The following is a 19,039-nucleotide window of genomic DNA, read 5'->3' as shown; positions in this document are numbered from 1 at the left end:
GGCCCCCCCCCCCGGGCGGAGGCCGAGACGCAGCCCCCCTACGGACTGCGGCCCGGTGGGGGCCGTTCGCGCAGTTCCCCGCGCCCCTGAAAAGCGGGGCCGGTGGGGGTGAGGGTGGGCCCGCCCCTGCGGGCCCACCAGGGGCGCGGGGAACTGCGCGGCCCGCCCCCACCGGCCCGCAGCCGAAGCGGCCTCCGGATGGCCCCACCCCTCAGGGGCGCGGGGAACTGCGCGATCAGCCCCCACCGGCCCGCACTCGAAGCGAACCCCGCACGGCCCCACCCCCTCAGGGGCGCGGGGAACTGCGCGGGCGACCCCCACCGGCCCGCAGCCGAAGTGAACCCGACGGACGCCCACGCCTACTGCTGGTAACTTGCAGCGGTTGGACCCGGACGGCCAGACCCCTGGAGGCTTCAGTGACTTCGGCGACCTTCCCGCGCAAGCACGCGCGCACCGCAGCCGCAGCCGCGGGGCTGGCGGTCGTGCTCGCCCTGACGACGGGCTGCACCAGCGACGGCGACAGTGACGGCAACGACAACGGCGGCGGCAAGGACCCCTCGTCCACCACGAGCGCCGAGCCCACCCAGTCCGCCGAGGCCGACGAGCTCGACGGCAACTGGCTCACCACCAAGGGCGGCAAGGCCGTCGCCCTGGTGATCACCGGCAAGCAGGCGGGCCTGTTCTCGACGAGCGGATCCATCTGCAGCGGCACAGCGGGCAAGACCTCCGACATGCGCATGATCACACTGAAGTGCACCGACGGGAACAAGGACCGTTCCGAGGGCATGGTGGACTCCGTCGACTCCACCACCCTGAAGGTCACCTGGGACGGCTTCGGCGCGGAGACGTACACCAGGTCCGAGGGCGAGGGCCTGCCGCCCGGCCTGCCTACGGCGAGCCTGGGCTCCTGACACCGCCCGACTTCGCGCCCGGCTCGGTGTCCGGCTCAGCGACCGCCGACGTCCCGTCGAGCGTCATGGGCGGTACCGCGGTGTCGAGCGCCTCGGACAGCTCGGTCAGCGCGTCGAGGACGAGCCGCGCCGGTACGAGCAGGGCTTCCTCCCCGCCCGTCGGCTCCGTCTCCCAGGCCTCCACGGCGGCCCGTACCGCGTCCCACCCCGGCACCCGGCGCTCCCGGATGCTCTTCGCCCCCTGCTGGGTGGACTCGCGCAGGGCCTCGGCGAGTCCGGCGGCGGCCGGGACCGGGGTCGCGCCGCGTTCCGGGAGATGGGCCTCCAGGAGCATGGCGACGCGGCCCAGCTGGGCGAGCGCGTCCTCGGCGTCGTCGGCGGCGGTCCGCGAGAGGCCGCGGTGGCGGACCGGTTCGGCGGTGGCGCGGGCCACGGCCGTGTGCCAGGCCGCCCGGGCGGTGCGCGCGGTGAGCAGGGCCTCACGGACGTCCGGGGCGCTGCGGAGGGCCGGATCGGCGTAGGCGTCGAAGACCATGGCCGCGTAACGGCCCTGCGTCGCCAGCCAGTCCGCGAGGCGGGTGCGCAGCCGCGGGGTCTCCCACGCCGGGTAGACGGCGTACGCGATCATCGCCAGCAGTCCGCCGAGCAGGGTGAGCACGACGCGTTCGGGCACGGTCTGCGTCCACTGTTCGCCGCCCATGCCGAGCAGGAAGACGACGTACGCGGCGATGCAGCCCTGCGCGGCGAACTGGCCCGTCCGCATCAGTAGGTACATGAGCGCGGCGCTCACCACGGCGAGGGCGCCGGAGAGGTACGTGCCCGGGTCGGCCAGCCGCACCACCGCCGTGGCCACGGCCACTCCGACGACGGTGCCGCCGAGCCGGGCGACGGCCCGGCTGTACGTCTGGGAGAAGTCCGGGCGCATGACCATGACCGAGGTCAGCGGGGCCCAGTAACCGTGGCCGAGGGGCAGTGCGGTGCCGAGTACGTATCCGGCGGCGGCGACCGCCGACACCCGCGTGGCGTGCCGGGTGATCGGGGAGCCCCCGCGGAGTTCCTTGCGCATGGCCTTGAGCGCGGTGGGGATCAGGGCGAGCAGGGTGGGGCGGCTGCGGCTGCCGGGGCGGTGGGGCGGGGCGGCCGGGGCGACACCGACGACCGGGGTCCGGTCGGTGCCCTTCGGTGTGCTGCCGCCCGCCGTCTCCAGCACGTCCTGGAGGAGGGTGTTGAGGCGGGACGCCGCGCGGTAGGGGCGGCCGGTGAGGATGCTCCCGGTGTCCGGGGTGCGGAAGGTGGCCAGGGCCGCGCCCGGGACGGTCACGGGCTCGCCCCGGCGGATCGAGTGGGCCGCCACGTCGAGGATGGCGCCCGCGGCGGCGAGCAGTTCGCGGACGCGGTCGCGGGCGTGCCCCTCCGCCGGTACGCCCATCGCCGGATCGGCCAGCGAGGCGAGCACGGGGCGGATGCGCTCGGCGATGCCACGGGCACCGTGCAGTTCGGCGGGGCGGCGGCGGGCCTGGCGGGGTGTGACGGCGGCGGCGTTGCGGGCCTCCATCAGGGGCAGCGGGTCGAAGGACGCGACGGGATCGTGGCGCAGCCGCCGCGCGTAGTCCGCCTCGGCGGCCAGGGCGTCGGCGAGCGCGTCACGGTGGGCGCCCCAGCGGCGTACGGGGAACAGCACGATCAGCGCGGCCTGGACGACACCGCCCACGATCATCATGGCGGCGTGGCCCGCGGCCTGGGCGACGGAGGTCGGCAGGGTGACCGTCACGAGCATGATCGCCACGTTCGAGGACGCGATCAGGCCGATGGTCGGGCCCGCGGCCCAGCTCATCCCCGCGGCGAACGTCCACACCACCAGCAGGGCGAGGAAGAGCGGTTCCCGGGAGATCGTCAGGTAGCCGAGGAAGGTGGAGACGGCGAGGCTCGTACCGGAGGCGAGGGCCAGTTCGGGGCGGGGGCGCCAGCTGCGCTGGAACGTGGCGATCGCCGCCTGGAACGCGCCGAACGCCGAACTCGCGGCGACGGCCGGGCCGAAGGCCCACAGGCTCGCCGCGATCACGATCGCGAGGCCCACCGCTCCGCGCACCGCGACGAGAGGTTCGAGCCGTGTCTTCTCCACGGCGAGCCCCGAGCGCGCGGTGTCCTTAAGCGCTCGTCGCCAGCTCACTGCGCCAGCGTACGGGAGGGGCCGGAGGGGCGGAGGATCCATGATGATCTACGGATACCGTCATCATCCGCATCACCATCTGCGCCACCACATTCGCCACCACATTCGTCACCACCTGCGTCACCATCAGCAGCTGTACGACCTTGCAGCAGAACGACCCTGAGGCTTGAGGAAATCCATGCGCACTCTGCCGATCGCCGTCACCGCCCTCGCGGCGACGCTCGCCCTGACCCTGACCGCCTGCGGCGGCGACGACGGTGGCGGCGGTGACAACAAGAGCGGCGGGCCCAAGGACGCCTCCTCGTCCGCCTGCGCGGCCGACAAGCTCGGCCAGGAGGTCGTCGCCAGCGAGGCGCCGGCCGCGGGTGACACCGGGACCGTGTCCGTCAGCCTCACGAACGGCTCCGGAGCCGACTGCACGCTGAAGGGCTTCCCGACCGTCGGTCTGGTCGCCGGCGGCACCGCGCTGTCCGTCGCTGCGGAGAAGGCCGCGGAGCCGGAGAAGCTGACGGTGAAGAAGGACGAGACGGTCGGCTTCACGATCACGTACGTACGGGGGCCCGCCGGTGACGCCGAGAAGGCCGCCGCGGTGACGACCGCGAAGTTCACTCTGCCGGGGGCCGACGGCGAGCTGTCCTTCGCGTGGAAGTACGGCGAGGTGGCGCTGCGGGGCACCGGCGGCGAACCGGACGCGTCCGTCACCCCGCTGCAGCGCACGGGGGACTGAGCGCTGCGGCGCGTCCACCGGCCGGTGGGGGCTGGGCGCGCCGTTCCCCGCGCCCCCTCCCGGCCGGGGCCGGGCCCTGCGCTGCCGCGGGACGGGGGCCTGCGCGTCGCGGTGCGCCCGCGGGACGGTGGGGGCTGGCCGCGCCGTTCCCCGCACCCCTGACGGGGCCGGGGCCGGGGCTGAGCGTTGTGATGCGTCCGGCGGACGGTGGGGGCTGGGCGCGCCGTTGCCCGCGCCCCTGACGGGATCGGGGTCGGGGCTGAGCGTTGTAGGCCGTCCGGCGGACGGTGGGGGTTGAGCGCGCCGTTCCCCGCGCCCCTGACGGGGCCGGGGCTGGGCGCGCCGTTGCCCGCGCCCCCCTCACGGGGCGCGACCGGGCGGCTGGGGGTCAGGAGGTGGGGAGGCGTGGGTGGGGGTTGACCTGGGCCTGGTCCGCTGCTGCGGCTCCCTCTTGCCAGCCGGCCGCGTCGTTGATCCCGCGCATCCGGGTCGTGACGGTGTCCGGGAACATGCGTTCCGTCTCGTCCGTGACCGCGACGTCCCGCGCCGCGAGGACCGGCAGCAACTCCCCCGCCGTGGCGCTCACCTGCCCCTCGGCCGCGTCGGCCAGCCGGTCGCCGATGCGGTGCGCGTACGCCGCGAGGAACGACTGCCGGAAGGACTTCGTACGCTTCCTGCCGCCCGCCCGCTGGGCCGCCTCCGCCTTGGTCATCGCGGCCGTGGCCTGCACGAGGAGCGAGGTGTAGAGGAGTTCGACCGCCTCCAGGTCGGCTTCGAAGCCGACGACGGTGGAGAACCCGAGGGCCTCGTTCCACACCGCGCGGCAGCGGTTCGCGCCCGCCACCGCGTCGAGGAGGACCGCCTTGGCGGTCTCGTACGGCGGGTCGACGCCGATCCGGCAGGCGCCGGGCGCGTCCTTGGCGTGCGTACGCGCCGCGAGCAGCGCCTCGTCGATGCTGTGCCGCGCCATCAGCTCCTGCGCCTTGGCGCTCAGCGCCTCCGCCTCCTCCGGGAACCCGGTCGCCTCCGCCTTGGCGAGGAGCGCGCGGATACGGGTGAGCATGCGGGTGTCCCGCGGGACCGAGCCGCCCCCGGGCGCGCGGGCCACGTGGGCGTCCAGCGACTCCAGCGGCTCCAGGGCGGGCAGCCGCAGCAGCAGCCGGTACAGCTCCAGGGCGGCGGTCGCGTACTGGAAACGGTCGGGGCGGACCAGGCGGTCCGGGCGGTCGATGCGGTCCAGCTCGTCCAGCTGTGCCGTCCAGCGCGGAGCCCGGGGCGTACGGTCCCGGGCGGCCTCGGCGCGCACCAGCTCCGCCGCGAGGCGTTCGTGCACGTCGTCCAGCTCGCGCCGCACGATCCGTACGACGTCCGCGGGCTGCCAGCCCCGCCGCCAGGCCGCCGCGACGAACTCCTCGCCACGACGGGCGAGTTCGGCGTCGGAGGCGGGGTCGGCGGCGAGCAGGGAGGCACCGGTGTCGAGGGCCGCGTCGGAGTCGGCGTAGAGCGCGGCCGCGAAGGCGCGCTCCACCGTGGAGGACGTACTACTCATGCGTCGATCGTGTCATGGGCGGAACGGGTGACCGGGCGGCGGACCCGCTCCGGCCCCGGCTGCGGGCGGCGGCCGTCTCAGCGGGTGGAAATCGCTCGACCCGTCGCCCGGCGGGCCCGAGCATGCCCCCATGGTCGACACCTCTCTGTACGCAGCGTTCCTGGTCGCCGCGCTCGCGCTCGTGGTGAGCCCCGGCCCCGACATGATGTTCATCGTGGCGATGGGAGGCCGGGGCGGACCGGTCACGGGGGTGATGGCCGCGGCGGGCGTCGCCACGGCGATGCTCGTGCACTCGGTCGCCGCGATGCTGGGCCTCTCCGCCCTGTTCACGGCGCTGCCGACGCTGTACCACGTACTGCGCTGGGCCGGTGCGGCCTACCTCCTGTACCTCGCGGTCAAGGCGTTCCGCGACCGCTCGGTGCCGGTCGAGGAGGGCGCCGCCGTCGGTCCGGGCCGGCGGCGGGCCTTCTGGCAGGGGGCGGTCACGAACCTCCTCAACCCCAAGGTGATCCTCTTCAACGTGGCGTTCCTGCCGCAGTTCGTGAACCCCGGACTCGGCCATGTGATGGGCCAGTTCTTCGTCCTGGGCGTCACCATCGTGGTCATGGGCTTCGTTTTCGACGCCTCCGTAGGACTGCTTTCCGGCCGCCTCTCCGACCTGCTGCGGCGCAGCCGCCGGGTCGGCCGGGCGCTCAACATCTTCAGCGGCACGGTCTTCACGGGACTGGCCGTACGCCTGCTCGTGGCGTCCCCGAAGTAGCCGGACGGACCGGAGCGGGCCGGCGCGGGCCAGGACGACCCCTGGCAGCCATCCTGGAATGCACTGTCAACGCGAGGTTGACACCCCCACACCGTCAACCTACGGTTGACACATGACCACGAATCCACGCGGCACCACCTCCGTACGCCTCGACGACCTCATCGAGGCCATCAAGAAGGTCCACGAAGACGCCCTCGACCAGCTCCAGGACGCGGTGATCGCCGCGGACCACCTCGGCGACGTGGCCGACCATCTGATCGGCCACTTCGTGGACCAGGCCCGGCGTTCGGGCGCCTCCTGGACGGACATCGGCAGGAGCATGGGGGTCACCCGGCAGGCGGCCCAGAAGCGGTTCGTACCGAAGGCCGAGTCGGACCTCGACCCGAGCCAGGGCTTCAGCCGCTACACGCCACGCGCCAGGAACGTGGTCGTGACCTCGCAGGAGGAGGCCAGGAACGCCGACAACGACCAGATCCGCACCGAGCACCTGGTCCTCGGCCTGATCGCCGAGCCGGAGGGTCTCGGGGCGAAGGCGATCACCGCGCAGGGCGTCACCCTGGACGCCGTACGCGAGGCCGCGAGCGCCGGCCTCCCGCCGCGCGCGGAGACCATGCCCGCGCTCGTCCCCTTCGACGCCGGCGCGAAGAAGGTCCTCGAACTCACCTTCCGCGAGGCCCTGCGCCTGGGCCACAACTACATCGGTACGGAGCACATCCTGCTCGCCCTCCTGGAGCACGAGGCGGGGACGGGCCTGCTGAGCGGACTCGGCGTCACCAAGACGGCGACCGAGGCGGACATCACGAAGTCACTGGAAGAACTGAAGAAGCCCCTCCAGTAGACCCCGCACCCGACAAGACCGACGGGCCCAGTCACCGCCCCTTCAGGGGCGCGGGGAACTGCGCGGCCCACCCCCACCGAACCCGCACCCGACCGACAAGGCCGGTGGCCCCGGCGGTGGCCCCGGCCGTGAGCGCGGCGGGCGGGCCGCGGCGGCGAACGGCGGGCGGGCCGCGCTGGGGCCGGATTGTCAGACCCTCCTGCGAGACTCACGTCATGACCGGACGGTGGGCTCTCGCGCCGGCCGAGGACGGCGGCGCGGAGCTCGCCCCCCTCGGCCCCGACGGGCTGCCCGCCGGACCGCTCCTGCGGGAACCGGACCTCGCCGAGTCCGTACGATCCCGGCCGGACGTCACCCGCTGGGTGTGGCGGGCGACGCCGGAGGTCTACCCACGGCTGCGCGCCGAGGGCGTCCGGGTGGAGCGGTGTTACGACCTGGAGGCCGCCGAGACCCTCCTGCTCGGCCACGAGGGACGGCTCGGCGAACCCCGTTCGGCCGCCGCCGCCCTCGCCAGGCTGCACGGCGGCCCCGTACCGCCCGATCCCCCGCAGCGTTCCGCCGAGCCCGGCTCGCAGTCGTCCCTCTTCGAGCCGCGCCCCGTCCACGTACCGCTGGCGCAGCTCATCGAGGTGTACGGGGAGCAGCAGCGAAGGCACGACGCGACCGCGCGGCCCGAGCGGATGCGGCTGCTCACGGCCTCCGAGTCGGCGGGCACGCTGGTGGCGACGGAGATGAACGAGACCGGGCTGCCGTGGAGCACCGACGTGCACCGGGAGGTCCTGCACGAACTGCTGGGCGAGCGGTACGCGGGCGGGGGCGAGCCACGGCGGCTGGCCGAGCTGACGGAAGAGGTGTCGGCCGCGTTCGGCCGCCGGGTCCGGCCCGACCTGCCCGCGGATGTCGTCAAGGCGTTCGCGCAGGCCGGGATCAAGGTGAGGTCCACGCGGCGCTGGGAGATCGAGTCCATCGACCATCCGGCCGTGAAGCCACTCATCGAGTACAAGAAGCTGTACCGGATCTGGGTCGCCCACGGCTGGTCGTGGCTCCAGGACTGGGTGCGGGACGGCCGGTTCAGACCGGAGTACCAGGCGGGCGGCACCGTCACCGGCCGCTGGGTGACCAACGGCGGCGGCGCCCTGCAGATCCCCAAGGTCATACGCAGGGCCGCGGTCGCCGACCCCGGCTGGCGGCTCGTCGTGGCGGACGCCGACCAGATGGAGCCGCGCGTCCTGGCCGCGATCTCCCGCGACCCCGGGCTGATGGAGGTGGCGGGCCGCGAGAGCGACCTCTACCAGTCCGTCTCCGACCGGGCCTTCTCCGGCGACCGCGCCCAGGCGAAGCTCGCCGTCCTCGGCGCGATCTACGGCCAGACGTCCGGCGACGGCCTCAAGAACCTCGCGCTGCTGCGCCGCCGCTTCCCCAGGGCGGTGGCGTACGTGGACGACGCGGCCCGCGCGGGCGAGGAGGGCCGGCTCGTACGGACCTGGCTGGGCCGCACCTGCCCACCGGCGGCGGGGTCGGACTCCTCGGGCGAGGAGGCGGGGATCCCGGACAGCGAGGAGACCGGCGAGCTGGCCGCCGGTCCGGGTGAGAGCGCCGAGCCCGGGGGCGCCCAGGACTGGGTGCCCGGGTACGCGTCCAGCAACTCCCGGGCCCGGGGCCGCTTCGCCCGTAACTTCGTGGTGCAGGGCAGCGCCGCCGACTGGACCCTTCTCGTGCTCGCCGGACTCCGGCGCACCTGCCGGGACATGGCGGCCGAGCTGGTCTTCTTCCAGCACGACGAGGTGATGGTGCACTGCCCGGAGGAGGAGGCCGACGCGGTGGTCCAGGCGATCCGGGAGGCGGCGGAGGAGGCGGGACGGCTGACGTTCGGGGAGACGCCGGTGCGGTTCCCGTTCACCACGGCGGTGGTGAAGTGCTACGCGGACGCGAAGTGAGCGCACCGCGCGCCGCGCACCCGAACCAGGGTGGTCAACAGATGCGGCTCAGGAGCAGGTCCCGCAACTCCTCGACCACCGGGCTGTCGGTGCCGTCCAGGTCGTCGAGGGCCAGTTCCCACTGCTCGTACGCCTCCTCGGTGCGGCCCGCCGACCGGTGGAGCAGTCCTTGCTGGTGCCGGGCGAGACCCGCGGTGTAGCGGTCGGCGCGCTGCTCGGCCCGCTCCAGCAGCAGGGCGCACTCCCGGGCAGCACGCTCCGAGCGGTCGAGGCCGCGCAGGGCACGCACCAGACCGAGCCGGGTCTGCGAACCGCTCTGCCAGTCGACCCCGTCCGAGATGCTCAGGGCACGGTCGAAGTGCTCCAGCGCACCGGCCGGTTCGCCGAGCGTGAGGTGGGCGAACCCGATGTTGCAGTGCCCGGACTCGCGTACCCGTGAGTCGCCCATGGCCTCCCCGAGCGCGAGGCTCCGCTCGTGCCACGCGATGGCGGCACGCGGGTCGCTGTGCTCGTACAGGTTGCCGAGGTTGCTGTAGACGACGGCCTCGCCGTCCGCGTCGCCCGCCTGCCGCGCCAGTTCGAGGCTTTCCCGCAGGGCGGTCTCGGACTCGGTGTACCGGCCCAGGCTTTCGAGCAGCAGCCCCCGGTTGTTCAGACAGCGCTGGACGCGCGGCAGGACGCCGAGACCGCGCCAGCGCACGAGCGCCTGGTCGGTCAGGACGAGCGCCTCGCCCGCCCGGCCCTGCATGAAGTGCAGCCCCGCCAGGTCGGAGAGCGCGATCGCCTCGGCGGCGTCGTCACCGAGACGCCGCGCCACGTCCAGCGCCCGCCGCCCGAGCGTCGCCAGTTCGCGGAGCCGGCCGCGGCGCTGCAGGTACGGGAAGAGGGCGCGGACGAGGACGGGCACGAGCGGGGAGACGGCGGCCCGTCCCTCGACGAGCGCGACGACGTTCGCCACCTCCCGGTCGCCCCAGGCGACGGCCTCGGCGGCCGAGCCGAACGGCGGGGGCGGATCCCCGTCCGCGTCGGCGGCCACGCACTCCCTCTCGGCGACGGTCACACCGAGCCGGTTGTCCCGGTCGACACCGGAGGGCGTCAGGGCCAGCACGCACTGGCGGGCGGAGGCGATGTACCAGCGGAGGGCGATGTCCGTGGAACCGGAATCCGAACCCGAGGGATGCGAACCCGAGGGATCCGAGCCCGAGGGATCCGAGCCCGAGGGATCCGAGCCCGAGGGATCAGGGCGCGTACTCCCCTCATGGGCATCCTCACGTGCATCCGCGTGGGCACCGTCTCGGGCGACCTCGCGGGCGAAATCCCGTACGAGGTCGTGGGGGGCGTAGCGGCCGTACGTGCTCTCGTCGAGGAGGGCGACGTCGACGAGGCGGTCGAGGGCGGCCTCCGCGCGCCGCTCGCCGGTGGCCAGCAGCCGTGCGAGCAGCGGAATCCCGTACGTCGGCAGGTCGAGCGCGCCGATCCGGCGCAGGGCGAGCGCGGCATCCCGGTCGGCCTCGCGGTCCGAGGCGCGCAGCGCGTCGAGGGCGACCGCGAGCGAGCGGCGCACGCTCAGGTCGTCGTACTCCAGATGGTGCAACCGTTGGTCGCTGGCGGCCAGTTGACCGGCCAGCGCGTCCGGGGTGAGAACGTGCCGGGCGGCCAGGCGCGCGGCGACGATCCGCAGGGCGAGGGGCAGCCGTCCGGTGAGGCCGACGAGCGGGTGCGTACCGTCGAGGCCGTCCCGCCCGGAGACGGCACGCAGCAGCTCGGCGCTCTCCTCGGCGGAGAGCGGCGCGAGCGGGAAGCGCGTCGCGCCGTCCAGCGCGGTGAGGCGCGAACGGCTGGTGACGATCACCGCGCAACCGGGCCCGGCGGGCAGCAGGGGGCGGACCTGGGCGGCGTTCGCGACATCGTCCAGCACGAGCAGGGTGCGGGTGGGTGCCAGCAGGGACCGCAGCAACGCGCTGGCCGCGTCCGGGTGTTCGGGCACGCCGCACGGTTCCACACCGAGGTCGCGGAGCAGTGCGGCAAGGGCCTGCCCGGCGGTGAGCGGCGGCACGCCCGGCGTCGCCCCGTGCAGCCGCACGTACAGCTGCCCGTCGGGGAACTCCGTCCGCAGCCCGTGCGCCACCTGGACGCCCAGCGCGCTCTTCCCGACCCCCGCCATACCGCTGACGACGGCGACCCGGGGGCGGCCGTCCCCGACGGGGCCGTCCGGACCGTCCGGGCCGACAGGGCCGTCCGGAAGGAGCGCGGTGCGCAGTGCCCGGACGCTTGCCTCGCGGCCGGTGAAGTGGATTGGTACGGGCGGGAGTTGGGCGGGCCTCGGAACGGCAGCGGTGGTGCCGGTGGAGGAGGTCCGGGAGGTCCGAGAGGCCCGAGAGGCCCGGGAGGCCTGCGCGGGAATAGCCGGAACCCGAACCGGACCCGAACCCGCAACCGGACCCGTAACCGGAACCAGAAACGGAACCGGACTCGCGGCGAACGTTTCCGCCAGGATCGTGGTGGTGGCAGGCCTCATGGTCCGGGCGGTCCCACGGGAGCCGGAACCGGAACGGGATCCGGAGCTGGATCCGGAGCCGGAACCGGAGCCGGAGCTGGACGCGACGGCGGCTCGTTCAGTGTCAGCCCGTTCAGTGGCAGGCCGTTCAGTGCCAGCCCGTTCGGCAGGTCGTTCCCGGCCGTGGACGGCGGTCACCGCACCCGCGGCTCCCGGGGGCGCCCCCACCGGCTCCCGCAGGATCTCCAGATGGGCCTCCCGTACCGCGTTCCCCGGCTCCACACCGAGTTCGCGGACGAGCCTGCCGCGCAGATCGCGGTGGACGGCCAGCGCCTCCGCCTGGCGGCCCGTCCGGTACAGGACCAGCATCAACTGCCGGTGGAAAGCCTCACGCAGAGGGAACTCGGCGACCAGCGCGGCCAGTTCGGGAGCGAGCCCGGAGAGCCGTACGCCCTGTTCGGCCGCTCCCCGGCCGTGCTCCAGTTCGGCGTCGTACCGGCATTCCAGGGCGAACAGCCGCGCCTCCTCCAGCCGTTGGACGAGGGAGATCCCACCGGCCTCCGGGCACCAGCCGTCCAACGGGGTGCCGCGCCACAGCGCGAGCGCCGCGACGGCCTCGGCCGAAGCCCTCCCCCAGTCGCGCCGCGCATACGCCGCGCGGGCGGCCACGACCCGGGCCTCGAAGACCGCCACGTCCAACTCGCCTGCTGATATGCGCAGTTGATAGCCGGTGGCCACCGACCGCAGCCGGTCCGGGTCGTCCAGGAGCCGCCGCAGCCGGGTCACATGATTCTGCAGCGAGGCGTGCGCGGACGCGGGCGGGAACCCGCCCCACAACGCGTCCTTGAGCGCGTGCACGGAGACGACCCGTCCCGGTTCCAGGAGCAGGGCGGTGAGCAGGACGCGCCCCTTGGCACTGCTGACCGGCCGGGCCACGCCGTCGGCGCCGTACACGACCGTGGGCCCGAGCAGCCCGAAGCGCAACCGGCTCGGACCCGCGGCGGAAGCTCCGAGCGGGGCACCGGCCAGAGGGGCCGCCGCTGCGGACGTGGGCGTACCGGGCAAGGGAACCAGCGACTCGGACGTGGGCGTGGACGTGACGGGCGGGCCGAGCAGTCCGGCCTCTCGTTCCGACCGCGTCCCGCCGCCCACCTGTTCGCCCTCCCGTCGCGGCGTCGGGCGGCCGGAATCCGACGCTCCGCCGACCCTCGGGCGAAACTCCGTGCCCCGCCACACCGTTCGCCCATGTTAGCGATCGGTTGGCGTGGCCTGATTTGATCACCGCATCGGATCCGGTCGTTCCGGTACGCGGTAGGCGTCGTAGGTCGCCGCGACTCGGGGGAGTGTCGCCGTCGCGACCGGGTCCGAGAGCCCCGTGGAACACGCGGCAGGCACCCGTGGAACACGCGTGAGTCCCCCGCGTACCGGGCGAAACCCCAAGAACTGGCCCCGCCCCTCCCTCACCGTCTCAGATGACGGGCGGGCGCCCCAGCCGCGTAAGCCGCCACACGGTCTTCCAACGCATCGGCCGGCGCTCCCCGGCGGACACCCTCAGCCCTTCCACGAATCCGCCGAACCACGCCCGCAGCCCACCGACGGACCGCGTCCGTACGAGGGTCAGCGCGATCCAGACCCCCAGGTGGACGGGGATGAGCGGAAGGGGCAGCCGGCGCCTGACCAGCCAGACGCGGTTGCGGGCGGTGACGCGGTAGTAGATGGCGTGCCGGGCGGGTGACGTCTTCGGGTGCTGGAGCAGCAGCTGCGGCTCGTACCGGATGGTCCAGCCGGCGTCGGCGGCCCGCCACGCCAGGTCGGTCTCCTCGTGCGCGAAGAAGAACTCTGCGGGCCAGTCCCCCGTCTGCGCGAGCATCTCCATGGACAGGGCGTGGCCGCCGCCGAGGAAGCAGGTCACCTCGCCGCCCCGCAGGGGGTCCTTGGCGCCGAGCCGGGGTACGTGGCGCCGCTGGGTCTCGCCGTTCTCGTCGGCGATGCGGAAACCGACGATGCCCAGGCGCGGCTCGACGGCGTACAGGTCCCGTACCGTCCGCAGGACATCGGGGTCGATGAGCAGCCCGTCGTCGTCCAGTTCGACGACGACGTCCACGTCCCCGAACTCCCGCAGCCGCCGCAGGGCGACATTGCGGCCACCCGGGCAGCCGAGGTTCTCGTCGACCTCGATGGCGGTGACCTCACCGGGCAGACCCAGCCGCTCGGCGAACTCCGGCAGCGGACAGCCGTTCCCGACGATCACGATCCGCGCGGGCGCTACGTCCTGCTTGGCCACCGACGCGAGCAGCGCGTCGACCTCGTCGGGCCGCGTCCCCATCGTCACCACGGCCACCGCGATCCGAGGTTCCCTCGACACGACGCCCACCCCGATCTCGACCTCGTCGGACAATCAGAGAACGATGCTAGCCGTTCACGCTGTGGACTCCTCAAGTACGCGACTTCTTAAGGGTGTCGCGAGGTTGTCGCGGTGCGCGTCCGGACAGCGTTCGCCGTCCTGTACGGATGTGAGCCACGGCCGTCTCACGACCGCGCGGCGCTGCATCACGCCGGGCGGTCTCATGGGGCATCCCTCCAGACCGTCACCCCGGGCCGTCCCTCCGGTCTGTCACTCCGGTCTGTCACTCCGCGCCGTCACTCCGCTGGGGTGCCTCAGGGGTCCCGCCGACCGGTAGCGTGTCCATGACCCGCAGGACCACGGGACGACCGGCGGATTCGGCGGGACCAGCCGGACCCGCGGGACTCACCCGACCGAGGGGAAGAAGGGGCTCAGGACATGACCGTGACCATCTCCCTCATGCTGATGGCGGCCGTCGCCCTGACCGCCGCGGTCGTGGCGCCCCGCGTCCTGACCGGCGCCTCCTGGCCCGAGCGGGAGCCCGTACTCGCGCTGTGGGTGTGGCAGTGCCTGGTCGCCACGGTCCTGCTGTGCTGTCTGTCGTCGCTCGTGCTGAGCGCCTCCGCCGTCTTCCACACGGTCCGCGCCCATGTCTTCGCACCCGCGCCGGCCTCCGTGACGGCGGCGTACGATCTGGCCGCCGCCCCGCCCTGGACCACCGCGCTGACGCTGCTGCTGGCGGGCGGCGCCGCCTGGACCACGGCGATGCTCGCCCGCGAGGTGACGGAGGCGCGCAGGCGCAGCCGTCTGCGCCGCGAGCACCTGCGCGAACGCGCCCCCGAGCTGCCGGCAGGCCTGCCGACCTCGCGCGGCCCGCTCCTCGTGCTGGAGGACGAGTACCCGGACGCCTGGTGGATGCCGGGCAGCCCGTCCCAGCTCGTCGTCACGACGGGCGCCCTGCACCGCCTCACCGATCACCAGCTGGACGCCATCCAGGCCCACGAACTCGGCCACGCGCGCGCCCGCCACGACTGGCTCCTGCATCTCTCCCAGGCGCTGGCCGGCGGCTTCCCGGGCATCCCGGTCTTCCGTGACTTCCGCGACCAGACGCACCGCCTCGTCGAACTCTCCGCCGACGACACGGCGTCGCGCCGCTGCGGCCACCTCACGACCGCGCTGGCCCTGATCGAGCTGAACCAGCACCGAGGCGTCCTGTCCTGCGCCACGCCCAGGCCCCTGCTCCACCAACGCGTGGAACGCCTCCTGGACCCCCCACCCCGCCTCACCCGCTCCCACCGCCGAGGCACCACGACGGCCGCGGCACTGGCCCCACTGGTCCCGCTGCTGATCGCGTTCGGCCCGGCCTTGACGACCCTGGCCCCGTAGGGGCCCCTGAGTCCGGCATCCCTGCCTCCGGGACCCCCGGGGCTCATGCCTCGCAGAGTGCCTTGATGTCGATGGCGTCGCCGTTGCAGGTGTCGGTGTTGAAGCCACCGTTGAGGGTGTCGGTCACGCCGTCGATGCCTTGGAGCGTGTCGTTGCCGACATCGCCGACGAGGGTGTCCGCTCCGGCGCCCCCCACCAGGGTGTCGTCGCCGAATTCGCCCTCCAGGAAGTCGACGCCCCCGAGGCCGTTCATGAAGTTGGCCGACGCGCTCCCGAAGAGCTGGTCGTTGAACTGGCTGCCGACGATGTTCTCCACGCTGGTGAGAACGCTGTCGCCCTCCCCGCTCGCACCGTCGTCGCCGAGGAAGACGTCGTCGATGGTGACGACCACACCCGCGCCGCTGTCCTGGTAGCTGACGGAGTCCCTGGTGCCGCCTCCGCCACTGAACGTGTCGCCGCCGGGACCACCGATGAGCTGGTCGAAGTCGGGGCCGCCGAGGAGGAGGTCCGGGTCCGCCCCGCCGTTCAGGATGTTGTTGCGCGGAGTGGGCCCGCCGTCGATGACGTCGCTGCCCGGCCCTCCCCGCAGGTCCCCCGCGACATTGCCGGTCTTGGTGATGGTGTCGTCGCCGTCCCCGGCATTGACCACGACGGTGGCACTGCCGACATTGACGCTGCAGGTCACCGAGCCGTCGCCGACGGACACACAGCCGGCGCCGGCCGTCACCGTGTCGGTGGCGTCCTGGACGACGATCTTGCTGGCCGACAGACCGATCGTGATGTCGTTCGAGCGGCCCGCGGCCGCGTTCACGGTCACGACGTCCCCGCTCCTGGTCACACCCGTGGCCGCGCTCGCCGGCCCTCCGGTCAGGGTCACCGCGGACCCCACCATCGCGCCGACGACCACACCACGGACCAACGCTCTTCTCCCCATCGTCTCCCCCTGGATCTCGTACTCGAAGTCGTACTCGGACTCGGACCAGCAGCCCGACTCGTACTCGGGCTCTCGGAGCAGCCTGCCCGTGGCAGCACGGCACGGCTTGAGTAGCCGTTACTCATCCGCGCTCACCGGGGGTGGCGGCAGCGCGCCGGGGGACGGCGGTGTCCCGAGGGCCCGGGCCAGTTCGCGCCGGGTGGTGACGCCGAGTTTCGTATAGGCGTGGTGCAGGTGGTTGTCGACGGTGCGTACCGACAGGGTGAGGGCCCGGGCGATGTCCATGCTGGTGTTCCCGGCTGCGGCGAGCAGGGCTGTCTCCCGCTCGCGGGCGGTGAGCGGGACGGCGGCGCGGGCGGTGGCCAGCAGTGGTGTGCGGGCGCCTTCGCAGTGGGCCAGGGCCGCGGCGGCCCGGTGGTCGGCCGCTGCGGCGGGGCGGGGTCGGCCGGCCCGGCGCCAGGCGGTCGCGGCGGCGGCGTACGCCTCGGCGGCGAGCAGTTCCGCGCCGATGGCCTGGCACGCTCCGGCCGCCTCCAGGAGCTGGTCGGCGTCGTCGGCTGCCAGCGCCGACGCCAGCCCGGCCCGGGCCGGGGCGAGCGCCCCGTCACATGTTCGCGCGATGGCCGTCAGCCGGTCCGTGACAGCGCTCGCTCCGCCGAGGCGGGCGACATCGGTCAGCAGCAAGGCCTCGCCGGTGAGATGCCCGGTCGAACGGGCGACCCCGGCGGCGGCCGTGAGTACGGACCGGGCCCGCCCCAGATGCCCGCGGGTGGCCGACAGCCAGGCTTCGCCCAGGTGTTCCTCGCCGGCGGACAGCAGGCCGGGGGCCAACGGCGGCAGGGCGCGGTGTTCGGCGAGTGACGCCTCGGCGGCGTCCGGGTCACCGAGCACGGCCGCACACGCGGCGAGACCTCCGAGCGCCGGACGCAGGGCCATGACGTGGTGGAAGGTACGGGCCAGCGCGGCGGCCTCGGCCCACCAGCGGCGGGCGGTCACGGGCAGACCCGCGAGCCACTCGGCCCGGCCTAGGAAGACCGCCAGCCAGACCCGTACGACGGAGTCGGCGGCGACCAGTTCGGCGTACGCGCGCTCGCCCTCGCGGCGGGCCTCGGTCGGGCGGGCGGCCTCGCTGAGAGCGAGGACGAGCGGGACGCGCTGAATGGCCGGATGGGACACCAGGGCGTGTTCGTCGACCTGGCGGTGACCGGCGTGGGCGCGCTCCGCCCAGGTCACGGCCTCCGCGGTACGGCCGACCAGCGCCAGCGCGACGGGCTTCATCCAGGCGCCCCGTAACCAGGCGTTGACGTCGAGGGCGTCGCCGACCTCGGTCTCCAGGTCCTCCAGCAGGGCCAGCCCCTGGGTCGGCAGACCGCCGACGATCCGTAGGAACCCCTCGTTGACGGTGAGTACGTGACGTCCCGCCGGGCCGCGGATCCGTTCCAGGGCGGCCGCGTTGACCGAGAGCGCCTCAGCGAGGGGGACGTTGCTCCACAGCAGATTGATCGTCCGGACGAGAGCCACCGCGAGCTGGTCCCGCTCGCCGCGGGCGAAGGCGTCGGCCCGCGCGAACGCGGTCTCGGCCGCCTCCCAGCGGCCCATCTCGAAGAAGGCGTTGCCGAGCGTCAGGTCGGTGGCCGTGGTCCGGTGGTTGTCGGGCAGCGCCTCCAGCAGAGCGACGATCCGGGGGTAGTCGTGCGCGTGACGGGCCACCGCGGCGGCCTGGACGAGGAGGGCGGGGTCGGCGGTCCCCGTCGCGGCCAGCCGCCAGGTGGCGATACGCAACAGGTCGCCCCGCCGACGGGCCCCGCGGGCCTCGACTCGCGCTGCCTGGTCCAGGAGCAGCGTCCGGCGGCGCAGGAGCGGCAGCCCGGCCCGCAGCACTTCGCCGTACAACGGATGGGCCAGCGACACGGCGGTGCGCCGCCGGTCCTGGGTGGTGCGGATCAGTCCGGCCTGTTCCAGAACTGCCATCGCCCGTGGCGGGACGAGGGCTTCGGCATCGGCCAACGGCAGCGGCTCGCACAGCGCCAGCAGTTCCAGAGCGGGGCGGCCGGCCTGGTCGGCGGTCGCAAGCCGGGCACCGATCACCTCGGTCAGCCGCACCGTGGCCGGGAGCCGGCCCTCGCTCAGCTGCCAGAGCTCCCCGTCCTCGGTCAGATCCCCGGCGGTCAGGGAGCCGAGAACCAGTTCGCGCAGGTACAGCACGTTGCCGCCGCTCGCGGCCGACAGTTCGTGCAGGGTGCGCCGGGCGACCGGCCCCCCGAGCGCTGCCTGCAACAACGCCTCGATCTGCGCCGGGCTCAGTACGGTCAGGTCGACCCGGTGCACCGCGTCGCCGCCCCGCAACGCAGCGACCGCCTCCCCGTACGGCTCACCGGTACGGACCGTGCCGATCAGCAGCAGCGCTCCGGTGTCCATCAGCTGCCGCAGCAGCACCGCCGAGGCCGAGTCCAGCAGATGCATGTCGTCGACGAGCAGCACCCACTGCCGTCCCGGCCCGGCGGTCAGCCGCCTGGCGACCGCGGCGAACCCGGCCACCGGGTCGGACAGGTCCACCCCGGCGGGCAGCAGATGCGCGATCGCTCCCAGCGGCACGACACCCGCCGCGGCACTGGCCGTGGCCCGCCCCACCCGCAGACCCGCCGCCGCGGCTCGCTCCAGACACTCCTCGGCCAGCCGGGACTTGCCGACCCCGGCCGCCCCGCCCACCACGAACCCCCGGCAGCCCGGGTCGGCCAGCGCGTCGGCGAAATCCCCCAACTCCCGCCCACGCCCCACCAACGGCCAGCGCCCCACCCGATCCCGCACCCCGGCTCACCCCCGGCAGGACATGCCCCACGAACACGCGACCGCACCCAACGATCCGCTCGACGCGAAGCAGCCTAAACGCCCACCGAAGTCGGCCAACCGGCTCTCGGACCGCCCGTGGCGGATCCGCGACACATCAGAGGTACGAGGCCGTGGTCGCCGCCCGCGGCCAGGGGCA

General features: G+C 73.9%; 12 protein-coding genes. 6 read left to right on the top strand and 6 right to left on the bottom strand.

The genetic code is table 11. The annotated features are described in order from the left end of the window. The first annotated feature begins 416 nt into the window (after positions 1-416). On the top strand, positions 417-911 hold the full coding sequence (locus ACFVH5_RS30915; RefSeq protein WP_385837006.1) for a hypothetical protein: 495 nt from the start codon (positions 417-419) through the stop codon (positions 909-911). Here ACFVH5_RS30915 and ACFVH5_RS30910 read toward each other — a convergent pair. Beyond that, positions 889-3,081, bottom strand: a complete 2,193-nt coding sequence (locus ACFVH5_RS30910; RefSeq protein ID WP_385837005.1) for an FUSC family protein — start codon at positions 3,079-3,081, stop codon at positions 889-891. The genes ACFVH5_RS30915 and ACFVH5_RS30910 overlap by 23 nt on opposite strands. Before the next feature lie 178 nt (positions 3,082-3,259). Between ACFVH5_RS30910 and ACFVH5_RS30905 the strand changes: the two genes are divergently transcribed. Continuing rightward, complete coding sequence (locus ACFVH5_RS30905) at positions 3,260-3,808, top strand: DUF4232 domain-containing protein (protein ID WP_385837004.1); 549 nt, start codon at positions 3,260-3,262, stop codon at positions 3,806-3,808. A 388-nt stretch (positions 3,809-4,196) separates the two neighbouring features. Here ACFVH5_RS30905 and ACFVH5_RS30900 read toward each other — a convergent pair whose 3' ends face one another. Beyond that, positions 4,197-5,357 (bottom strand): DUF2786 domain-containing protein, encoded by a 1,161-nt coding sequence (locus ACFVH5_RS30900; RefSeq protein ID WP_385837003.1) that lies wholly within the window; start codon positions 5,355-5,357, stop codon positions 4,197-4,199. 130 nt (positions 5,358-5,487) lie between these two features. Here ACFVH5_RS30900 and ACFVH5_RS30895 point away from each other — a divergent pair, with 130 nt between their 5' ends. The 3 genes from ACFVH5_RS30895 to ACFVH5_RS30885 all read left to right on the top strand — a co-directional run bounded on the left by ACFVH5_RS30895 (position 5,488) and on the right by ACFVH5_RS30885 (position 8,892). Then, positions 5,488-6,117, top strand: a complete 630-nt coding sequence (locus ACFVH5_RS30895) for a LysE family translocator (protein ID WP_385837002.1) — start codon at positions 5,488-5,490, stop codon at positions 6,115-6,117. A 112-nt stretch (positions 6,118-6,229) separates the two neighbouring features. Further along, positions 6,230-6,955, top strand: a complete 726-nt coding sequence (locus ACFVH5_RS30890; RefSeq protein ID WP_384801574.1) for a Clp protease N-terminal domain-containing protein — start codon at positions 6,230-6,232, stop codon at positions 6,953-6,955. Between the two features lie 215 nt (positions 6,956-7,170). Then, complete coding sequence (locus ACFVH5_RS30885) at positions 7,171-8,892, top strand: bifunctional 3'-5' exonuclease/DNA polymerase (RefSeq protein ID WP_385837001.1); 1,722 nt, start codon at positions 7,171-7,173, stop codon at positions 8,890-8,892. Positions 8,893-8,926: 34 nt separating this feature from the next. Here ACFVH5_RS30885 and ACFVH5_RS30880 read toward each other — a convergent pair whose 3' ends face one another. Next, complete coding sequence (locus tag ACFVH5_RS30880) at positions 8,927-12,373, bottom strand: BTAD domain-containing putative transcriptional regulator (RefSeq protein WP_385837009.1); 3,447 nt, start codon at positions 12,371-12,373, stop codon at positions 8,927-8,929. 484 nt (positions 12,374-12,857) lie between these two features. Then, a complete protein-coding gene (locus ACFVH5_RS30875) occupies positions 12,858-13,769 on the bottom strand; it encodes a glycosyltransferase family 2 protein (protein ID WP_385837007.1) in 912 nt (303 codons plus the stop codon). A 402-nt stretch (positions 13,770-14,171) separates the two neighbouring features. Between ACFVH5_RS30875 and ACFVH5_RS30870 the strand changes: the two genes are divergently transcribed. Further along, positions 14,172-15,119: a M56 family metallopeptidase gene (locus tag ACFVH5_RS30870; RefSeq protein WP_385837000.1), complete on the top strand. Its 948-nt coding sequence runs from the start codon at positions 14,172-14,174 to the stop codon at positions 15,117-15,119. Between the two features lie 43 nt (positions 15,120-15,162). On the opposite strand, the gene ACFVH5_RS30865 is transcribed toward ACFVH5_RS30870, so the two are convergent. Then, positions 15,163-16,038: a calcium-binding protein gene (locus ACFVH5_RS30865; RefSeq protein ID WP_385836999.1), complete on the bottom strand. Its 876-nt coding sequence runs from the start codon at positions 16,036-16,038 to the stop codon at positions 15,163-15,165. A gap of 132 nt (positions 16,039-16,170) precedes the next feature. Further along, positions 16,171-18,861, bottom strand: coding sequence for a LuxR C-terminal-related transcriptional regulator (locus ACFVH5_RS30860; protein WP_385836998.1), 2,691 nt, complete (start codon positions 18,859-18,861; stop codon positions 16,171-16,173). Between the last annotated feature and the right edge of the window lie 178 nt (positions 18,862-19,039).

The organism is Streptomyces sp. NPDC127119 (assembly GCF_042677425.1).
In the GTDB taxonomy this organism is placed as follows: domain Bacteria; phylum Actinomycetota; class Actinomycetes; order Streptomycetales; family Streptomycetaceae; genus Streptomyces.
Note: the sequence above shows the minus strand (reverse complement) of the source record. Positions and strands in the feature narration are given on the sequence as shown.